This is a genomic window from Oryzicola mucosus (assembly GCF_014534685.1).
GTDB lineage: Bacteria > Pseudomonadota > Alphaproteobacteria > Rhizobiales > Rhizobiaceae > Oryzicola > Oryzicola mucosus.
The window spans coordinates 231695-249967 of record NZ_JACVVX010000002.1 but is presented as its reverse complement, the minus strand read 5'-3'; the positions used below and the strand labels follow the sequence as shown (position 1 = coordinate 249967).

Below are 18273 nucleotides of genomic sequence, written 5' to 3'. Positions count from 1 at the left end.
TTGCGCCGCCATTTTCCGCAACCAATCGCGGTTGTTTTGGGTTATAGTGGCAGAACGAAGTACAGGAGGAAGCAATGAAAGAATTTCAATGCGGATCACTGGTTCCCGGCTGCGACTGGCACACACGGCATCAGGAAGAAGCTGAAATCATCCGACGCGCCGCCGAGCACCTGCGCGAAACCCATGGCGAAACGCTTATTCGGGAAACGATGATCGAAGCGATTCGCTCTCGTATCGAAAAAGTTCGCGACGCCGCCTGATCAGTCGGCGCTTAAATTTCCGAAGAGCTCCGCGGCCTGCTTCAACAAAGCGTCGCGCCCAATCCGGAAATCCTTCGATATCCACTCCGTTTCGAGCTTTTTGAGGGTCTGGCCGACAGCCGGGCCCTTTTCCATTCCCAGGTCCAGGAGGTCGGCACCCGAAATTGGAAATGTCGGCTTCTGCCATGCCTGCGCAAACGCCAGGAGGCGCGACAAATGTCCCGCCTGCACCAGGGCGCCGTCTTCTTGCATCGCCTTCCAGCGCGCGGCGGCGAAGGCCAGCTTGAGCCGGTCGATGATCCCTTGCGGACTGCCGCAATAAAGCCGACGCGCCAGTTCCAGCTCCGTAACCCCCGCCGCGACCGCATCCGACAGCGCCCATGCGGTCAGGCGCTCGCGTTCGTGGGCCGACATCTTCAGTCGCTGGGCCAGCGTATCCATGCGCGCCGCGTCCGGGGGAATGATTGCCACCAGACGCAGCAGCGGATCGACCGCCCAGCCGAGCTCGGCTTCGGTCTTTGCAAGACCGTGGATCGCATCGATGCCCCACTTCTCGCTTTCAGGTAGGACGCGGGTCAGGACGCCCGATTGCCGCATCCACAGCAAGGCGCGGGATGGATCGGGCGCGCTCAAAAGCTTCTTGAGTTCGGACCAGACGCGCTCGGCAGACAGCCGGTCGAGCCCTTCCTTCAGCCGCGCCGAGGCCTTCACCCCCTCCGCATCGGGCCGGCCGGAGCCGTACCAGGCAAAGAAGCGATAAAAACGCAGGATGCGCAGATAGTCCTCGCGGATGCGCGCCTCGGCGTCGCCGATGAAACGCAAAGTCTTGCTCTGAATATCCGCCAGCCCGCCCACCAGATCGATGACCGTGCCGTTGGCTTCGGCATAGAGCGCATTGATGGTGAAATCCCGGCGCTCGGCATCCGCCTTCCAGTCGCGTCCGAACGATACTTTGGCATGGCGCCCGTCGGTTTCGACATCACTGCGCAACGTCGTCACCTCGAACGGCTCGCCCCTGACGATCACTGTGATGGTGCCGTGTTCGATCCCGGTCGGCACCGCCTTGAAGCCGGCGGCCTCGACCCGCCGAAGGGTCTCGTCCGGCAGGCTGGTGGTGGCGATGTCGACATCGGCCACCGACTGGCCGAGAAGCGCATTGCGCACGGCCCCGCCTGCCACGCGCGCCTCTTCGCCATCGGCGTTCAGCACCGCGAGAAGGCTCTGCAACCGCCCCTCTATCAACCAGGCGGCATCGGCAAGCGAAGGGTTCAACGGTACAGTCTTTCGTAAAGGGTGCGGATGATGCCGGCGGTGACGCCCCAGATGCGCTGGCCGCCATAGGGCATGTCGTAATAGAGCCACTCTTGTTCTTCCCGGATCACGCGGCCCTGATGATGATTGGCCGGATCCATCAGGAAGGACAGCGGAACCTCGAAGGCCGTATCGACCTCCGCAGGGTTGAGCGTCAAGGTGAAGCCAGGCCGCACAATGCTGAGCACCGGCGCGATGCGATAGCCGCTTCCCGAAACATAATCCGGCAGACGGCCGATGATATCGACATGCGGACTGTCGAGCCCGACTTCTTCCTGCGCCTCACGCAGCGCCGCCGCCTCCGGCGACACGTCCTCGGGGTCGATCCGTCCGCCGGGGAAAGCCACCTGGCCGGAATGATTGCGCAAAAACTCGGTGCGCTTGGTCAGCAGCACCGTTGCTTCCCTGCCATGATCGATCACCGGAATGAGCACTGCGGCATCGCGAAGCCTTGCGTTCAGCGTCAGGCGGGGATGTCCCGGATTGAAGCGGTGATCGCCATACTCGCCATCGTCCGCATGCGACATCGCCGTCGACGCGCGGGCGCGAAAATCCTCGGCGGAAAAGGACGGCAGCACGAGGTCGGCCATCTCAGGCGCTCAGCCGCTTCAGCTTGTCGGCGGGCATGATCGGATAAACCTCGCCCTTTGACCGCACGGCGAACATCACCGTGCCATCGATCTCGATCTCTTCGCCATGCTCAACCAGTTCATACATCACCGGCCGCGCCACCAGGGCCTCCAGCCGTCCGCGCACCAGCACGTAAGGCTTGAGCCCGCCGGTCTCGTCTTCATCGACAAAGCGCAGCGGCCGGTCCGGGCCGACCGCGACCACATCGCCGACATTGGTGCGGAAGGTGATGACCTGATCGTGACCGGCGCCCGACACATCCATCTCCACGGCGATGAAGGGAGCATCGACCACGCGGATGCCGACCTTTTCCACAGGTGTGACCAGATAGGTTTTGCCGTCTTCGTCCTTGCGCAGGACGGACGAAAACAGTTGCACCAGCGGCATGCGGCCGATGGGCGTTCCCAGATAGAACCAGGTGCCGTCCGCGCGGATCTCCATGTCGAGATCGCCGCAGAAGTCGGGATTCCAGCGCTCGACGGGGGCAGGCCCCTTGCCGGCGCGGGCAGCACGCGAAATCAGGGCTTCGAGACCCGCCGTGTCTCGGCTTTCGGCCAGACCGGCCTCGGCGCTGCTTGGTGTTTCGGCGTCGGTGTCTTTTGTCATGGTCACGAAATAGTCACTGTTGTTGCGCTTGTCAGCCTTGGTGCGTGATTTAAGTTGATCGCTGGACGGCGCCGTGTGCGAGTCAGGTTATCGTATCACGTCAGGCGAACGTTCTGGCTAAAAGAAGGATCCGACCTGCATGAGCGTTGTCGTCAAGGAACCCGCCCTCAGCGAAAAGGATATGGTGGCGCAGGCGGAAGCCGCGCTGGCCGATATTTCCAAGGTTCGCGACGGCGTCGGCAAAGTCATTTTCGGCCAGGAAAGCGTCGTCGAACGGACTTTGGTAGCCCTTCTGGCGGGCGGGCATGCCCTTCTGGTCGGGGTCCCCGGCCTTGCCAAGACGAAGCTGGTCGAGACGCTCGGCATCGTGCTCGGCCTCGATGCCCGCCGTATCCAGTTCACGCCCGACCTGATGCCGTCCGATATTCTCGGTTCCGAAGTCATGGAACAGGACGAGACCGGCCGCCGCTCCTTCCGCTTCATTCCCGGCCCGATCTTCGCCCAGCTTCTGATGGCCGACGAGATCAACCGCGCCAGCCCGCGCACGCAGTCGGCACTTCTGCAGTCGATGCAGGAATATCATGTCACCGTCGCCGGCGCGCGCCATGACCTGCCCGCCCCGTTCCATGTCCTGGCCACTCAGAACCCGCTGGAGCAGGAAGGCACCTATCCCCTGCCGGAAGCCCAGCTCGATCGCTTCCTGATGCAGATCGACATCCTCTATCCGGAGTTGGAGGCCGAACGCCGCATCCTTCTGGAAACCACCGGCACGCAGGACGCTGTTGCCCAGAACGCGCTCGACCCTTCGCGCCTCAAGGACATCCAGCATCTCATCCGCCGCATGCCCGTGCCCGAAAGCGTTGTCGAGGCCATTCTGAAGCTGGTGCGCTCCGCCCGGCCGGGCCAGGGCGATGCCGACACCGATAAGCACGTCGCCTGGGGTCCCGGCCCGCGGGCCAGCCAGGCGCTGACGCTCTGCGCCCGTGCCCGCGCGCTCTATGACGGCCGCCTCGCGCCATCCATCGACGATGTGCGCGCCCTGGCCGAGCCGGTGCTGCAGCACCGCATGGCCCTGACCTTTGCTGCCCGCGCCGAAGGCATGAGCGTGCGCGACGTCGTCGCCAAGTTGGCGAAAGGAATCTGATGGCGCGTATCGGCGAGTCAGTTGCAGCGGTCACGACAACCGACGCTCTCGCTCGCGGCAGGCAACGCGCATCGCTCGTCCCCGACCTGCTGGTGGAGGCGCGCCGCATCGTCAACACCGTGATCGCCGGTTGGCACGGCCGCAAGAAGCGCGGCATCGGCGAGAATTTCTGGCAGTTCCGTCCCTATGTCGAGGGCGAGGCCATCGCCCGCATCGACTGGCGCCGTTCGGCCCGCGACGAGCAAACCTATGTGCGCGACCGCGAATGGGAGGCCGCTCATACCGTCTGGATCTGGGCCGACCCGTCGCCTTCGATGCTCTACCAATCAACCACCGCGACCGTGTCCAAGCAATCCCGTGCCCTGGTTCTATCGCTTGCCTTGGCCGAGCTTCTGTCACGCAGCGGCGAACGCATCGCCTGGCCGGGCCTGACCGAACCGTTCAGCGCCCGCAATGGCGCAGAACGCATGGCAGCCCATCTCGCCCATGCCCCAACGCTGCCGATGCGGCCCGACCTGACCGCGATCCGGCGCTTTTCCGACATCATCCTCGTCGGCGACTTCCTCGATCCGGTCGAGGAAACCATGGCCTGGCTCGACCCGCTGGCGCGGCATGGCGTCCGCGCCCATCTCGTCGAGGTCGCCGACCCGGCGGAGGAGACCTTCCCCTATTCCGGCCGCACAGAGTTCACCGATCCTGAGACCGGCGAGAAGCTGACCGCGGGCCGAGCCGAGACGCTGGTTTCAGCCTATCGCAACGTCTATGTCGCCCGGCGCGAGGAACTCGCCGCCTGGTGCAAGCGCCAGGGCTGGAGCTACACCGTCAATCACACCGATCGTCTCGCCTCGGAGGCGCTGGTCAAAGTGCATATGGCGATGAGCCTGGGCGACGCCGCCAAGGGAGGTGCCGCGTGAGTTGGCTCCCGCTGTCCTTCGGCGCACCGGCGGTCCTGTGGGGGTTGCTCGCCCTACCTGTCATCTGGTGGCTGCTCCGGCTGACCCCGCCTCGCCCGCAGACCGAGGTGTTCCCGCCCTTGCGCATTCTCGCCAAGGTGCTGCGCAAGGAGGAAACGCCTTACCAGAGCCCTTGGTGGCTGACGCTGCTGCGCCTGATCCTTGCCGGCCTCGTCGTCATGGCGCTGGCCGATCCGGTCTTCAATCCGCGTGAGCGCGTCTCAACCGGCGGATCGGCGCTCGCCGTGGTCATCGACAACGACTGGTCGAGCGCGCCCGATTGGGACCGGCGCGTCGCAACCGCCGAAAGGCTGATCGCCGACGCCTCCTCCACCGGCATACCTGTGCTGCTTGCGCTCACCTCCGAGCCGCCGAACGCCGAGATCGGGCCTTTCGATGCAGAAGCGGCCCGCGACCGGCTGCGCGCAGCAGCCCCGCGCCCGATCCCGACCGACCGCGCCGCCGTCTATGAACGGGTAGCAGGCGCGCTGGCCGAATTCCCCGGCGCCAGCCTTGCCCTTCTGGTCAACGGACTTGCTTCCGGCGATGACGAAGCGGCCTTCCAGGGCTTGCTCGCCGCCAACCCCGGCACTGTGGTCTGGGCGACGCCAGACCGCTTCGCACCGCTCGGCCTCACCGCCACAACCAACGAAGTCGACGGCTTCGTGCTGACCGCCATCCGCGCCGCGGGCGATCCCGCGCCGCGCAGCGTCACCGCGGGTGCTTTCGACGACAGGGGCCGCCGCATCGCCGATGCCACTTTGACCTTCGGCGCGGGCTCAGCCACCGCAACCGGCACGATGACCGTGCCCTTCGAACTGCGCAACGACTTCTCCTCCATCGCGCTCGACGGCGAAGCACAGGCCGGCGCCATCCGCGTGCTCGACGAAAACTCCAAACGCCGTCGCGTCGGTCTGCTCTCGCTCAGCGAAGCCGACCAGTCGCAGCCGCTGCTGTCGCCGCTCTATTACATCCGCCGCGCCATGGAACCGTACGCCGATTTGCTCGAACCGCAGGCGCAGGACCTGGCTGAGGCCGTGCCGCAGTTGCTCGACCAGAATCCGGCGATGATCGTCATGGCCGATGTCGGCACCATTCCGGACGCTGCCCGCGAAAGGCTGGTGCAATGGGTCAACGAGGGCGGCACGCTGGTCCGTTTCGCCGGTTCGCGCCTGGCCGCCGCCGGCAATGACGAGGAACTGCTTCCCGTTCGCCTGCGGCTGGGCGAACGCTCTTTGGGCGGTTCGCTGTCCTGGACGACACCCCAGCCGGTGACCGAGTTCCCGCAGAACGGCCCCTTCGCCGACCTGCCGCCGCCCAATGAGGTCACCGTCACCCGTCAGGTGCTTGCCGAACCGACCCCCGACCTTGCCGAACGCACCTGGGCCAATCTCGCCGACGGCACGCCTCTGGTGACCGGCGCGCGTCGCGGCGAAGGCAATGTCGTGCTGTTCCATGTCACGCCGGAAGCGACATGGTCGAGCCTGCCGATCTCCGGCAGCTTCGTGGAGATGCTGCGCCGCATCGTCCAGCTCTCGCGCAACCAGGGAACAGCGGCTGCCAATGCCGACAGCCGCTCCGCCTCGCTCGCACCCTATCGCATGATCGGCGCAGACGGGACGCTGGTGCCGCCCGGCCCGGACGCCCGCCCCTTGCAGGTCCGCGCCGGCGCGATGCCGATCACCATCGAGAACCCTCCCGGCCTTTACGGCTCCGAGGAAGGCGTTTTCGCGCATAATCTTCTTGCCGCCGATGCGAGCTTTGCCCCCATCGTGAGGCCGCAATTCACCGGCACGATGACCGATATGCGCTATGCCTTCGACGAATCCCGCGACCTCAAGGGCCTGCTGATGATCATCGCCCTGCTCCTCCTGGCGCTCGATACGCTGATCGTATTCTGGATGGGCGGGCTGTTCTCGCGCCGTTCGCGCATGCGCAGCCGCGCAGCGGCAACGACAACCTTGCTCGCGATCGTCGCTTTCGGTGCCGTGCTCGCCTCCTCAGGCGTATCGCTGGCCGACGATTCCAAGCCCGGCGATGTCGAGGCGGTAGAGGCCATCGCCAAGACCCGCATCGCCTATGTCGTCACCGGCGATTCCTCGGTCGATTCCATCAGTCGGGCCGGCATCGAAGGGCTCAACCGTTTCCTCGTCGACAAGACGGCACTCGAGCCCGGCGAGCCCGCCGGCGTGGACATCGCCAGCGACGAGCTTTCGTTCTATCCGCTGATCTACTGGCCCATCGATGCGAATGCTGAGATGCCCAGCCAGGACGCGATCTCGCGCGTCGACGCCTACATGAAGCAGGGCGGCACGGTGTTGTTCGACACCCGCGACCAGTTCTCCACCGGCTTCGACGCCAATTCCGCCAGCCCCGCGACGGAGCGGCTGCGCGACATTCTCGGCAATCTCAACGTCCCGCCGCTCGAGCCCGTGCCAGCCGACCATGTGCTGACCAAATCCTTCTTCATCCTTCCCGAATTCCCCGGCCGCTTCAATGGCAGCCCGCTCTGGGTGGCGACGTCGCTCGATACCTCCGACAACGGCGACCGCCCGGTGCGCACCGGCGACGGCGTCAGCCCGATCATGATCACCGCCAACGATTTCGCCGGGGCCTGGGCCATAGATGCCTCCGGCAACGCCATGCTGCCAACTGTTCCCGCCGACCCGATGCAGCGGATTTACGCCCTGCGCTCGGGCGTCAACATCATGATGTACATGCTGACCGGCAACTACAAGTCCGACCAGGTCCATGTGCCCACGCTGCTGGAAAGGCTGGGACAGTGATTGCTCTCCCAGTAGAAATCACCCCCTCACCGGTTTGCTTCGCAAACCACCTTTCCCCCTGCCCGGGGGAGAGGAACCCAGGCTGGAAAAACGCCGGCGCAGACGCTGCGTTTCCTCTCCCCCTGGCAGGGGGAGAGGTGGCCCGAAGGGCCGGTGAGGGGGTGGTTGAAACCTTCCCGAGAGGCACTCAATGAACTGGTCCATCGCTTCTGAGCCGCTGTTCTCATGGCCGATTCTCGTCGCCATGATGATCCCGCTCGCGCTGCTGGCGCTGGCCGGCGTCTGGTTTCGCCAGCGCGGCGCATGGTTCCGGTTGGCCGCCCTGGCAGCACTCGCCCTTGCCTTGATCAATCCGGTGCTGCTCGATGAGCAGCGCGAGCCGCTGAAAAGCGTCGTCGCGCTCGTGGTCGACCGCAGCCAGAGCCAGGATATCGGCGAACGCACTGCCCAGACCGACGCCGCTGTGCAAGGCATCAAGGAACGCCTGCAGCGCTTTCCGCAATTCGACGTCCGCGAGGTCGAGGCCGGGCGCGGCGAAGCTGCCGACGACCGCACCGAAACCCGCCTCTTTGGCGCGCTCGACAGCGCCTTCCGCGACGTGCCGCCGTCGCGTATCGGCGGCGCTATCATGATCACCGACGGGCAGGTTCACGACGTGCCCGAACGCACCGAATTCGGCGCGCCGCTGCATGCTCTCATCACCGGCCACGAAGGCGAGATGGACCGCCGCATCCGTTTCGAGCGCGCGCCCCGCTTCGGCATCGTCGGCAAGCCGCTCGACATGTCCTACCGGGTCATCGCCACCGACGGACAGTCCGGCCCGGTCAATGTGCGCATCTCCATCAACGGCAATCAGGTCGCAGCGGAACAAGCCGTCATCGGCCAGGAAATGCCGCTGCAGATCACCATCCCGACCGCCGGCCGCAACATCGTCGAGCTGGCCATCGATCCCGTTGAGGGCGAGCTGACCGACACCAACAACCGCGCCATCGCCATGGTCGACGGCATCCGCGAAAACCTCCGCGTGCTTCTCGTCTCCGGCGAGCCGCACGCCGGCGAACGCACCTGGCGCAACCTTCTCAAATCGGACGCTTCGGTCGATCTCGTGCACTTCACCATTCTGCGTCCGCCCGAAAAGCAGGACGGCACGCCGATCAACGAGCTGTCGCTCATCGCCTTCCCGACGCGCGAATTGTTCGTCGAGAAGATCAACGATTTCGACCTGATCATCTTCGACCGCTACCAACATCGCGACGTGTTGCCGATCCTCTACTACGACTACATCGCCGAATATGTCGAACAGGGCGGCGCGCTGCTGGTTGCCGCAGGTCCCGAATATGCTAGCCAGTCCTCCATCGCGCGCACGCCGCTGATGGCCGCGCTGCCCGGCCTGCCAACCGGTGATGTCATGGAGAAGGCCTTCTATCCGCGCCTGACCGATCTTGGCCAGCGCCACCCGGTCACGCGCGGGCTCGACGGATCGGGCCAGGAGCCGCCGCACTGGAGCCGCTGGTTCCGCCAGATCGGCATTCAGAACCCTGAGGGCGAAGTCGTCATGAAGGGCGCGGACGACCAGCCGCTGCTCTTGCTCGACCGCAAGGGCGAAGGCCGCGTCGGCATGCTTCTATCCGACCAGGGTTGGCTCTGGGCGCGCGGCTTCGAGGGCGGCGGCCCGCATGTCCAGCTCTACCGGCGCATGGCGCATTGGCTGATGAAGGAGCCGGAACTCGAGGAAGAACGCCTGACCGCCGACGGTCGCGGCATGGTTCTCGAAGTGCGCCGCCAGACCATGAGCGACCAGGCCGGTCCCGCCAGGGTCATCACGCCGTCCGGCCAAGCCATGGACATCCAGCTCAGCCAGTCCGAGCCCGGCATCTTCTCCGGCAGTGCGGAAGTTCCCGAAATCGGCCTCTATCAGGTGGCGAACGGCGATCTCGCCACGCTGGCCCATGTCGGCCCGATCAATGCGCCCGAGTTCACCGATGTGGTGTCCACCGCCGATGTCGTGTCGCCCGTGGCCGATGCCTCCGGCGGCAGTGTCCGCAGGGTGCAGGGCACAGGCCTGCTCGGCAATGCGTCCAGCGTCAGCCTGCCCAGCGTTGTGCCCGTGCGAGGCACGGCGGACGCCTCGGGCCGCGACTGGATCGGCCTCAGAACGACGGACGACAGCGTGCTCAAATCCGTCGGCCGCGTGCCGATGTTCGGCGGCTTCCTCGGCCTCGGCCTGCTGCTGCTCGCCATTGGCTCGATGTGGTATCGCGAGGGTCGGTAAGAGCTATTGCGGCTGGCTGAGCAGCCAGTCGGACAGCGCTTTCCGCCGCTCGTTCCCCTCGCCCGTCGTGACCAGCCAGTAGCCGCAATCGTCGCGCCGCACTTCCGGACCGACGGCTACAAGGCTCCCCCCGGCCAGGTGCGCATCGACCAGTCCGATCCATCCCAGAGCAATTCCCTGCTCGGAAAGAGCAGCCTGGATGACGAAGCCGTATGTGTTCAGGCCAAGGTCGCCCTGTGCCGGCTCCCGCTCCACGCCCTGTACGGCAAGCCAGGTGGTCCAGGTCAGCCAGCGCGGCTTGCCCACCGTGTCGAGATGCAGCAGCGGCTGCCGCGAAAGGCTGCGCGGATCGTCGAACGGACCGTAGCGTGCGCGATATCCGGCGCTGCACACCGGAACGACCCGCTCCGGCATGAGAAGCCGCGCCTCGCCGGGAAAGTCCGCTCTCCTGCCGAACAGGATCGCCGCGTCGGACGTTCCATCGAAAGCACCCTCCAGCCCTTGCGAAGCCACGACATGGACATCGATGCCGGGGTGCAGGCGCCGGAATTCGGCCACACGTGGCATCAGCCAGAAGCTGGCAAAACCGTAATCCGTGAAAATGCGCATCACCGGCGAACTGAGGCTCGCCCGCACCTGTCTGGCTGCGTCGTCGATGCGTTCGAGCCCCCCATGCACCGCACGAAACAGCGTCTCCCCTGCCGTCGTCAGCTTGCAGCCGCGATGCATTCGGCTGATCAGGGGTGCGCCGACCTGTTCCTCGATACGCCTGATCTGATAGCTGACGGCCGGCTGCGACAGGCCGAGCTCCGCCCCCGCGCCCGTGAGGCTGCCTAGCCTGCCGACGGCCTCAAAAATGCGCAGCCACCCCAAATCCAGCTTTCGTTCTGACATAAACGTTCTCTATGGCAACCATCGAAAAACAACGACTGCAATAGAACCGCATAAAAAGCTTTGATGGAAGTCCGCGCAGGTTGGAGGACCGCCTGCGAACCCAGAAAAATAGGGGAATTGCCATGACATACCGCCGTTTCGGCCTGGCCGTGGCCGCCATTCTTCTCAGCGCACCGGCCATGGCCGCCGATGCCGAGAGCTGCAAGACGATCCGCATGTCCGATCCGGGCTGGACCGACATCACCTCCACCAACGCAATCGCCACCGTCCTTCTCGAAGGCCTCGGCTATTCGACCGATATCCAGACGCTGTCGGTGCTGGTCGGCTACCAGTCGATGAAGAACAAGGACATCGACGTCTTCCTCGGCAACTGGATGCCGGCGCAGCAGAAATTCATCGACGAACTCAATGCCAGCAATGCTGCCGAAGTGCTCGGGCAGAACCTCACCGGCGCGAAATTTACCCTCGCCGTGCCGTCCTACGTCGCCGAGAAGGGCATCAAGGACTTCAAGGACCTCGCCAAGCATGCCGATTCGTTCGGCTCGCAGATCTACGGCATCGAGCCGGGTGCGCCCGCCAATGAAAACATGCAGAAGATGATCGATTCCGGCGATTTCGACCTGAGCAAATGGAGCGTCGTCGAATCCAGCGAGGCCGGCATGCTATCGCAGGTCGCACGCGCCGAAGCCGCCAAGCAGGACATCGTCTTCCTCGCCTGGGCGCCGCACCCGATGAACACCAAGTTCGACATCACCTATCTGTCGGGCGGCGATGAATATTTCGGGGCGAATTTCGGCGGGGCCGACGTGTACACGCTGGCACGCACCGGCTGGTCGGGCGAATGCCCGAACGCGGCGACCTTCTTCAAGAACCTGAAATTCACGCTCGACATTGAAAACGCCATGATGGGCAAGATCATGGATGACAGCATGGCGCCCAACGACGCCGCGAAAGACTGGATCAAGGCCAATCCGACAGCCCTCGACGCCTGGCTGAAGGACGTCACCACCTTCGACGGCCAGCCCGGCCTGGCGGCGGTGAAGACCTCACTCGGCCTGTAACGAACACGACAGCCGCCCGAGCAGCAAGCCTGGGCGGCTGCCTCTCCTGCCTGAAAGACCGCGCATGCAGCGCCCCAACATCCTCATCCTGATGGTCGACCAGTTCAACGGAACGCTGTTTCCGGATGGGCCGGCGCCTTTTCTCCATGCGCCGAACCTGACAGCTCTTGCCGCTCGCTCAGCGCGCTTCGCCAACACCTACACCGCAAGCCCGCTCTGCGCGCCGGCGCGTGCATCCTTCATGTCCGGGCAGTTGCCGTCGCGCACCCGCGTCTATGACAACGCGGCCGAATTCGCCTCCGACATTCCGACCTACGCGCATCATCTGCGCCGGGCGGGCTACCAGACCTGCCTGTCGGGCAAGATGCATTTCGTCGGCCCCGACCAGTTGCACGGCTACGAGGAAAGGCTGACGACCGACATCTATCCGGCGGATTTCGGCTGGACGCCCGACTACACCCGGCCCGGCGAACGCATCGACTGGTGGTACCACAATCTCGGCTCGGTCACCGGCGCGGGAACGGCGGAGATCACCAACCAGCTCGAATATGACGACGAGGTCGCCTACAACGCCACCCGCAAGCTCTATGACCTCGCGCGCGGCCACGATGCGCGACCTTGGTGCCTGACGGTCTCTTTCACCCACCCGCACGACCCCTATGTGGCGCGCCGGGAATTCTGGGACCTCTACGAGGACTGCCTGGAGCTCCAACCAAAGGTCGCACCGATACGTTTCGAGGATCAGGACCCGCATTCGCAGCGGCTGATGCTTGCCAGCGACCATGCCGCCTATGACATTACGCCCGAACAGGTCGGCCGCTCCCGTCGCGCCTACTTCGCCGGCATCTCCTATGTCGACAGCAAGATCGGCGAAATCCTCGACGTGCTCAAGCGCACGCGCCAGGACGACAACACCATAATCGTCTTCCTCTCCGACCATGGCGACATGCTGGGCGAGCGCGGCATGTGGTTCAAGATGAGTTTTCTGGAGGGCTCGGCCCGCGTGCCGCTGATGATCGCAGCACCCGGGCTGGCGGCGGGCCGCGTCGATGCGCCGGTGTCGACGCTGGACGTGGTGCCGACGCTCGCCGAGCTGGCCGGCATCGATCTCGGCGAAATCCTGCCCTGGACCGACGGCGAAAGCCTCGTCGAAGTTACAAAAGGCAAGCGCCGCGGCCCCGTGCCGATGGAATATGCTGCCGAAGGGACCGTCTCGCCGATGGTGGGGCTGCGCGACGGCCGCTTCAAGCTGACACTCTGCGAGGCCGACCCGGCGCAACTGTTCGATCTCGATGCCGATCCGCATGAACTTACAAATCTTGCGGCCGATCCTTCATATGCCGAGACGCTTGCGTCGATGACAACAGTCGCACGCCACCGCTGGGACCTCAGGCGTTTCGATGCCGATGTCCGCGCCAGCCAGGCGCGCCGTCACATCGTTTACGCGGCGTTGCGCAACGGCGCCTATTATCCCTGGGACCACCAGCCGCTGCAGCGCGCCTCCGAGCGCTACATGCGCAACCATATGGATCTCAACGTGCTCGAAGATGCCCAGCGCTTTCCGCGCGGGGAGTGATCGGACGCAATAACAAATTACAGCCCCTCATCCCCCTGCCGGGACCGGTGGCTCACCCCGGCAATGTCCGGCAGGACAGTGAGGGGCATCGCCGGCGTGAGTTGCAAGAATTCCATCAGGGAGCTCCTACTCCTCCGGCTCCGTCGTGAACATCAGCGGAAAGCCCATCGCCTTGCCAGCGTCGGTGGCGCGGGTGGCCTTGGTCTCGGCGACATCGCGGGTGAAGACGGCGACCACGCAAACGCCTTTCTGGTGCGCGGTGATCATGACGCGGCTGGCCTGGTCCTCGCTCATCGAGAACTCGGCCTTCAGCACCATGACGACGAATTCGCGCGGGGTGAAATCGTCGTTGACCAGCATGACCTTGTAGAGTTTCGGCCGTTCGAGTTTGGGCCGGACCTTCAGGCGCGGCTTCAGCGTCGTGTCATCGTCATTGCCGGCAAGACGGGGAATAGAAACGACGGCGTTCATCGGCAACTCGCGGATTGTTTCAGGAACAGCCGACCGTCACATCAACGCATCTCGCGCGGGCGGTCAGGGCCTGCGCCTAATTTAGCGCAGATTCCCGACAATGAAAGCCCTGCCGCATGCGAGGCCTATGCCGCGCGCCGCAACACCGCACTGAGCACGTCGCGGATGCCGATGGCGCCGACGAAGCGCGACCGGTCGTCCAGCAAAGCCACCGGCGCCGTCTGCGACCGGTGCATGGCGAACATAACAGTCTTCAGCGACGTGCCCGGATTGGCCCAGAACACCTGCGCATCGTCCTCCGGCTGGCGCTCGACATCGTCGCAGGATATCCAGACGGCAGGCTTGCCGTTGCGCTCCGCAGCCGCCACCAGCCCGTCGCTGTCGATCTTGAACCGGGTGGTGTTGCGGCGGTCCAGCCATACCCACCCGTCATCGCCGGCAGCTTCCAGATCGCGACGGTCGCGCATGACGTTCCACGCCGTCAGCACCGACAGCGGGTTCACATTGGCGATGAAGTCCCTGACATAGTCGTTGGCCGGCCGAAGCACGATGTCTTCCGGCGCGCCCGTCTGCACGATACGGCCGCCTTCCATGATCGAGATGTTGGTGCCGATCTTCAGCGCCTCCTCCAGATCGTGGCTGACGAAGATGATGGTCTTTTTCAATTTGGCCTGAAGCTGCAGCAACTCGTCCTGCAGCTTGGTCCGGATCAGCGGGTCCAGCGCGGAAAACGGCTCGTCCATCAGCAGGATCGGTGCTTCGGTGGCGAAGGCGCGCGCCAGGCCGACGCGCTGCTGCATGCCGCCGGACAACTCGTGGGCGTATTTCTTCGCCCACTGGTCGAGGCCGACGAGCTTGAGCTGCGTCTGGACGCGTTCGCGGCGCTCGGCATCTGGGACGCCGGCCAGTTCCAGGCCGAAGCCGACATTTTCCTCGACTGTCCGCCACGGCAGCAGCGCGAACTGTTGGAACACCATGGCAACCTGCTTCTGGCGTATGCGCCGCAATGTGGTGGCATCGCAATGGGCGACATCCACCGTACCCTGCCCGTCCTTGACGAAGACATTGCCGCGCGCCGGGACGTTGAGCAGGTTGACCGCTCTCAAGAGAGTAGACTTGCCCGATCCGGACAGGCCCATCAGGACGGAAATCTCGCCTTCCCTGACGGTGAGGTTGGCCCCGGCGCAGCCCAGCACCGCACCGGTTTTGGCAGCGATTTCGGCGCGGGTGGCGCCTGCGTCCACCATCGCCAACGCCTGCTTCTGGTTTTCGCCGAAGATGATGTCGACGTTGCGGAAATCGACGGCGACGGTCATCGGGCAACTCCGGTGTGGACGCGGCTGATACGGTCGAGGATGATGGCAAGAATGACGATCGCCAGCCCGGCTTCGAGACCGAGCGGGATGTTGACCGAGTTCAGCGCGCGAACCACCGGCTTGCCGAGGCCGTTGGCGCCGATCAGGGCGGCGATGACCACCATCGACAGCGACAGCATGATGCACTGCGTCAGGCCGGCCATGATGGTCGGCAGGGCCGCCGGAAGCTCGACCTTCCACAGGAGCTGGCGCTTGGTGGCGCCGAACGCCTCGCCCGCTTCCAGCATCGGCTTCGGCACAGAAGTGATCCCGAGATGCGTCAGGCGGATCGGCGCGGGCGCGGCGAAGATCACCGTGACGATCAGGCCGGGCGCGAGGCCGAGGCCGAACAGGATCAGAACCGGGATCAGATAGACGAAGGTCGGCATGGTCTGCATCAGGTCGAGCACCGGCTGCAGCCAGCGATAGCCGCGCTCGTTGTGCGCGGCCCAGATGCCGATCGGCACGCCGATGGCCATCGAAGCGGCAGCGGCAGCGACCACCAGCACCAGCGTCTCAACCGTCTCTTTCCACAGGCCCTGGTTGATGATGAAGGAGAGCCCGATCACCACCGCCAGCGCCAGCTTCCACGATTTCTGCAGATACCAGGCAAGGGCTGCGATCATCAGCACCAGCACGAAGGCCGGCAGCCACAGCATGATGCTGATCAGGCCGTTGAGGACAAAGGCCACGCCGCCGGCGATGGAATCGAAGAACCAGGCGAAATTGCCGGTGAGGAAATCGAAGAACTGCTTGCCCCATCGCCCGACGGGGATTTTGAAGCTAGCGATCAGTTGCGATACGGGATCCATCAACCTCTCTTTTCTGTTTTGCTTAGCGTGTTTTGCAATTCCACTTGGGCGACGTTATTGGCACTACCGAGCTAGGCCCCCCTCACCGCCTCGCTTCGCTCGGCACCTCTCCCCCATTCCATGGGGGCGAGGAACCCAAGCTCCGGAATGCCGAGCCGGAAGAACCAGCGGTTCCTCTCCCCTACGCAGTGGGGGAGAGGTGGTTTGCGAAGCAAACCGGTGAGGGGGGTTCACCGTAGCTTCGCAAGAATTTCCTATGCTCCAATGCCTTCTAGATACCCAATGCCGTCTTGACCGCCGCAGTCGCATCGCCGCCGTCGAAGGTGGTCACGCCCTGCAGCCAGGGGTCGATTACCGTTGGATTGGCCTTCAGCCATTCGGTGGCGGCTGCTTCGGGATCGGCTCCGTCATTGAGGATCGAGCCCATGATCTCGTTCTCCATCTTCAACGAGAAGGAGAGGTTCTTCAGGAACTGGCCGACATTGGCGCATTCGCTGGTGTAGCCCGCACGCACATTGGTTGAAACCGTGGCGCCGCCATAATTCGGCCCGAACACCTCGTCGCCGCCCGACAGATAGGCCATCTCGACATTGGCATTCATCGGATGCGGCTCCCAGCCGAGGAACACCACGTCGGTCTTGGAACCCGCCGCACGCTGGACAGCCGAGAGCATGCCCGCCTCGGAGCTTTCGACCAGTTCGAAGCCGCCAAGGTCGAAGCTGTTTTTCTCGATCATGTCGAGGATCAGCCGGTTGCCGTCATTGCCGGCCTCGATGCCATAGATTTTGTTGCCCAGCTTGTCCTTGAATTTCGCAATATCGGCGAAGGTCTTGAGGCCTTCGTCGAAAGTGTATTTCGGCACGGCGAGCGTGTATTTCGCGCCTTCCAGATTGACCCGGACGGTCTCGACCGACTTGTCTTCCAGATATGGCTTGATGTCTGCTTCCATGGTCGGCATCCAGTTGCCGAGGAAGACATCGATGTCCTTGTTCTTCAGCGAGGTATACGTCACCGGCACCGAAAGCACCTGCACATCGGGCGAATAGCCCAGCGCTTCCAACACCACCGAGGCGGTCGCGGTGGTAGCGGTGATATCGGTCCAGCCGACATCGGCAAAATGCACGGTCTTGCAGCTGTCGGGCTCAGCGGCAAAAGCCGCCGGCGAAGCCAGAAGCGCTACCATGCCGAACGAGACGGCAACAGATTTCATACGCAGCATCGGGTAGTCTCCCATTCTGAATTAAAGCGACGCGGGCGCTATCCGCCTTCTCGTGCTAAAACCAAACATCATTTTGCCGAGCTTACAAGCACTTCCGCTATACGCGCCGCGCCATGCAATAGCCCGGATGCGTCCTCTCAGACCCGGCAAACGATAAAATACGGTGAACGGTCTCGCATTTGCTCTCCCACCCTGCCGTGCCGTCGCGATATGAAACGCCATGGCAAAACTCTATTTTCACTACGCGACGATGAATGCCGGCAAGAGCACCATGTTGCTGCAGGCGTCCTACAACTATCGTGAGCGCGGCATGAACACGATGCTGTTCGTAGCCGGGCATTACCGCAAGGCGGACGATGCCGGCTACATCTCCTCGCGCATCGGGCTGGAGGAGGACGCCGACATGTTTCGCGACGGCGACGACCTTCTCGCTCGTGTCGCCGAGCATCACGGCCGTGCACCCGTGCATTGCGTCTTCGTCGACGAGGCGCAGTTCCTCCAGGAAGACCAGGTCTGGCAGCTTGCCCGCGTCGCCGACCGGCTGGACATTCCGGTGATGTGCTACGGCCTGCGCACCGACTTCCAGGGAAAGCTGTTCGAAGGCTCGCGGCAGCTTCTCGCCATCGCCGACGAGTTTCGCGAAGTCCGTACCATCTGTCGATGTGGCAAGAAAGCGACGATGGTGGTGCGGCTTGGCGCCGACGGCAAGGTCGCCAAGCAGGGCGAACAGGTCGCCATCGGCAAGGAAGCCTATGTCTCCTTGTGCCGCCGCCATTGGGAGGAAGAGATGGGCCGCGTGAAGCCGGAAGACATGTTCGGCTTTGGCGGCAGCTGACACGCGGTGCCATTTGAGACACTGAAACGGCACGATCAGGACAAGCTGTTGAAAAAAAGCGCCTGTTTCGTTTTGGCCGATGTCTTTT

Annotated in this window: 16 protein-coding genes; 8 read left to right on the top strand and 8 right to left on the bottom strand. The window is 64.1% G+C overall.

Features of this window, described 5'->3' with window-relative positions; translation table 11 throughout:
• The first annotated feature begins 74 nt into the window (after window positions 1–74).
• Window positions 75–260, top strand: a complete 186-nt coding sequence (locus ICI42_RS07640; protein WP_188163961.1) for a DUF1059 domain-containing protein — start codon at window positions 75–77, stop codon at window positions 258–260.
• Here the strand turns inward: ICI42_RS07640 and ICI42_RS07635 are convergent, their stop codons facing one another.
• From ICI42_RS07635 to ICI42_RS07625, 3 genes are read right to left on the bottom strand one after another with little or no spacing between them, the layout of a single operon-like run.
• Window positions 261–1532 carry a CCA tRNA nucleotidyltransferase gene (locus ICI42_RS07635; RefSeq protein WP_188163960.1) on the bottom strand — a complete coding sequence of 424 codons (1272 nt, stop codon included), beginning with the start codon at window positions 1530–1532 and terminating at the stop codon, window positions 261–263.
• Complete coding sequence (locus ICI42_RS07630) at window positions 1529–2161, bottom strand: CoA pyrophosphatase (RefSeq protein ID WP_188163959.1); 633 nt, start codon at window positions 2159–2161, stop codon at window positions 1529–1531. The genes ICI42_RS07635 and ICI42_RS07630 overlap by 4 nt, the downstream gene beginning before the upstream one ends.
• Before the next feature lies 1 nt (window position 2162).
• The gene (locus ICI42_RS07625; RefSeq protein WP_230980249.1) at window positions 2163–2807 is read right to left on the bottom strand and encodes a DUF1285 domain-containing protein; all 645 of its coding nucleotides are present in this window, start codon (window positions 2805–2807) and stop codon (window positions 2163–2165) included.
• 139 nt (window positions 2808–2946) lie between these two features.
• Between ICI42_RS07625 and ICI42_RS07620 the strand changes: the two genes are divergently transcribed.
• From ICI42_RS07620 to ICI42_RS07605, 4 genes are all read left to right on the top strand, one after another.
• Window positions 2947–3951 (top strand): AAA family ATPase, encoded by a 1005-nt coding sequence (locus ICI42_RS07620; RefSeq protein WP_188163958.1) that lies wholly within the window; start codon window positions 2947–2949, stop codon window positions 3949–3951.
• A complete protein-coding gene (locus ICI42_RS07615; protein ID WP_188163957.1) occupies window positions 3951–4865 on the top strand; it encodes a DUF58 domain-containing protein in 915 nt (304 codons plus the stop codon). The genes ICI42_RS07620 and ICI42_RS07615 overlap by 1 nt, the downstream gene beginning before the upstream one ends.
• Complete coding sequence (locus ICI42_RS07610; RefSeq protein WP_188163956.1) at window positions 4862–7690, top strand: DUF4159 domain-containing protein; 2829 nt, start codon at window positions 4862–4864, stop codon at window positions 7688–7690. The genes ICI42_RS07615 and ICI42_RS07610 overlap by 4 nt, the downstream gene beginning before the upstream one ends.
• 190 nt (window positions 7691–7880) lie before the next feature.
• Entirely contained in the window at window positions 7881–9962 is a 2082-nt protein-coding gene (locus ICI42_RS07605) for a hypothetical protein (protein WP_188163955.1), read from the top strand.
• Between the two features lie 3 nt (window positions 9963–9965).
• On the opposite strand, the gene ICI42_RS07600 is transcribed toward ICI42_RS07605, so the two are convergent.
• Window positions 9966–10856: a LysR substrate-binding domain-containing protein gene (locus ICI42_RS07600; protein ID WP_188163954.1), complete on the bottom strand. Its 891-nt coding sequence runs from the start codon at window positions 10854–10856 to the stop codon at window positions 9966–9968.
• A gap of 122 nt (window positions 10857–10978) precedes the next feature.
• On the opposite strand from ICI42_RS07600, the gene ICI42_RS07595 reads away from it, so the two are divergent.
• Window positions 10979–11917 carry a choline ABC transporter substrate-binding protein gene (locus ICI42_RS07595; protein WP_188163953.1) on the top strand — a complete coding sequence of 313 codons (939 nt, stop codon included), beginning with the start codon at window positions 10979–10981 and terminating at the stop codon, window positions 11915–11917.
• Between the two features lie 64 nt (window positions 11918–11981).
• Window positions 11982–13493 (top strand): choline-sulfatase, encoded by a 1512-nt coding sequence (gene betC / locus ICI42_RS07590; RefSeq protein ID WP_188163952.1) that lies wholly within the window; start codon window positions 11982–11984, stop codon window positions 13491–13493.
• A 126-nt stretch (window positions 13494–13619) separates the two neighbouring features.
• Here the strand turns inward: betC and clpS are convergent, their stop codons facing one another.
• The 4 genes from clpS to ICI42_RS07570 form a co-directional block, all read right to left on the bottom strand.
• Window positions 13620–13964 (bottom strand): ATP-dependent Clp protease adapter ClpS, encoded by a 345-nt coding sequence (gene clpS, locus ICI42_RS07585; protein WP_188163951.1) that lies wholly within the window; start codon window positions 13962–13964, stop codon window positions 13620–13622.
• A 125-nt stretch (window positions 13965–14089) separates the two neighbouring features.
• Window positions 14090–15280 (bottom strand): choline ABC transporter ATP-binding protein, encoded by a 1191-nt coding sequence (gene choV / locus ICI42_RS07580; protein WP_188163950.1) that lies wholly within the window; start codon window positions 15278–15280, stop codon window positions 14090–14092.
• Window positions 15277–16131 carry a choline ABC transporter permease subunit gene (gene choW, locus ICI42_RS07575; protein WP_188163949.1) on the bottom strand — a complete coding sequence of 285 codons (855 nt, stop codon included), beginning with the start codon at window positions 16129–16131 and terminating at the stop codon, window positions 15277–15279. The genes choV and choW overlap by 4 nt, the downstream gene beginning before the upstream one ends.
• A gap of 271 nt (window positions 16132–16402) precedes the next feature.
• The gene (locus ICI42_RS07570) at window positions 16403–17350 is read right to left on the bottom strand and encodes a choline ABC transporter substrate-binding protein (protein ID WP_188163948.1); all 948 of its coding nucleotides are present in this window, start codon (window positions 17348–17350) and stop codon (window positions 16403–16405) included.
• Between the two features lie 220 nt (window positions 17351–17570).
• Between ICI42_RS07570 and ICI42_RS07565 the strand changes: the two genes are divergently transcribed.
• Entirely contained in the window at window positions 17571–18185 is a 615-nt protein-coding gene (locus tag ICI42_RS07565) for a thymidine kinase (protein ID WP_188163947.1), read from the top strand.
• The last annotated feature ends 88 nt before the right edge of the window (window positions 18186–18273 follow it).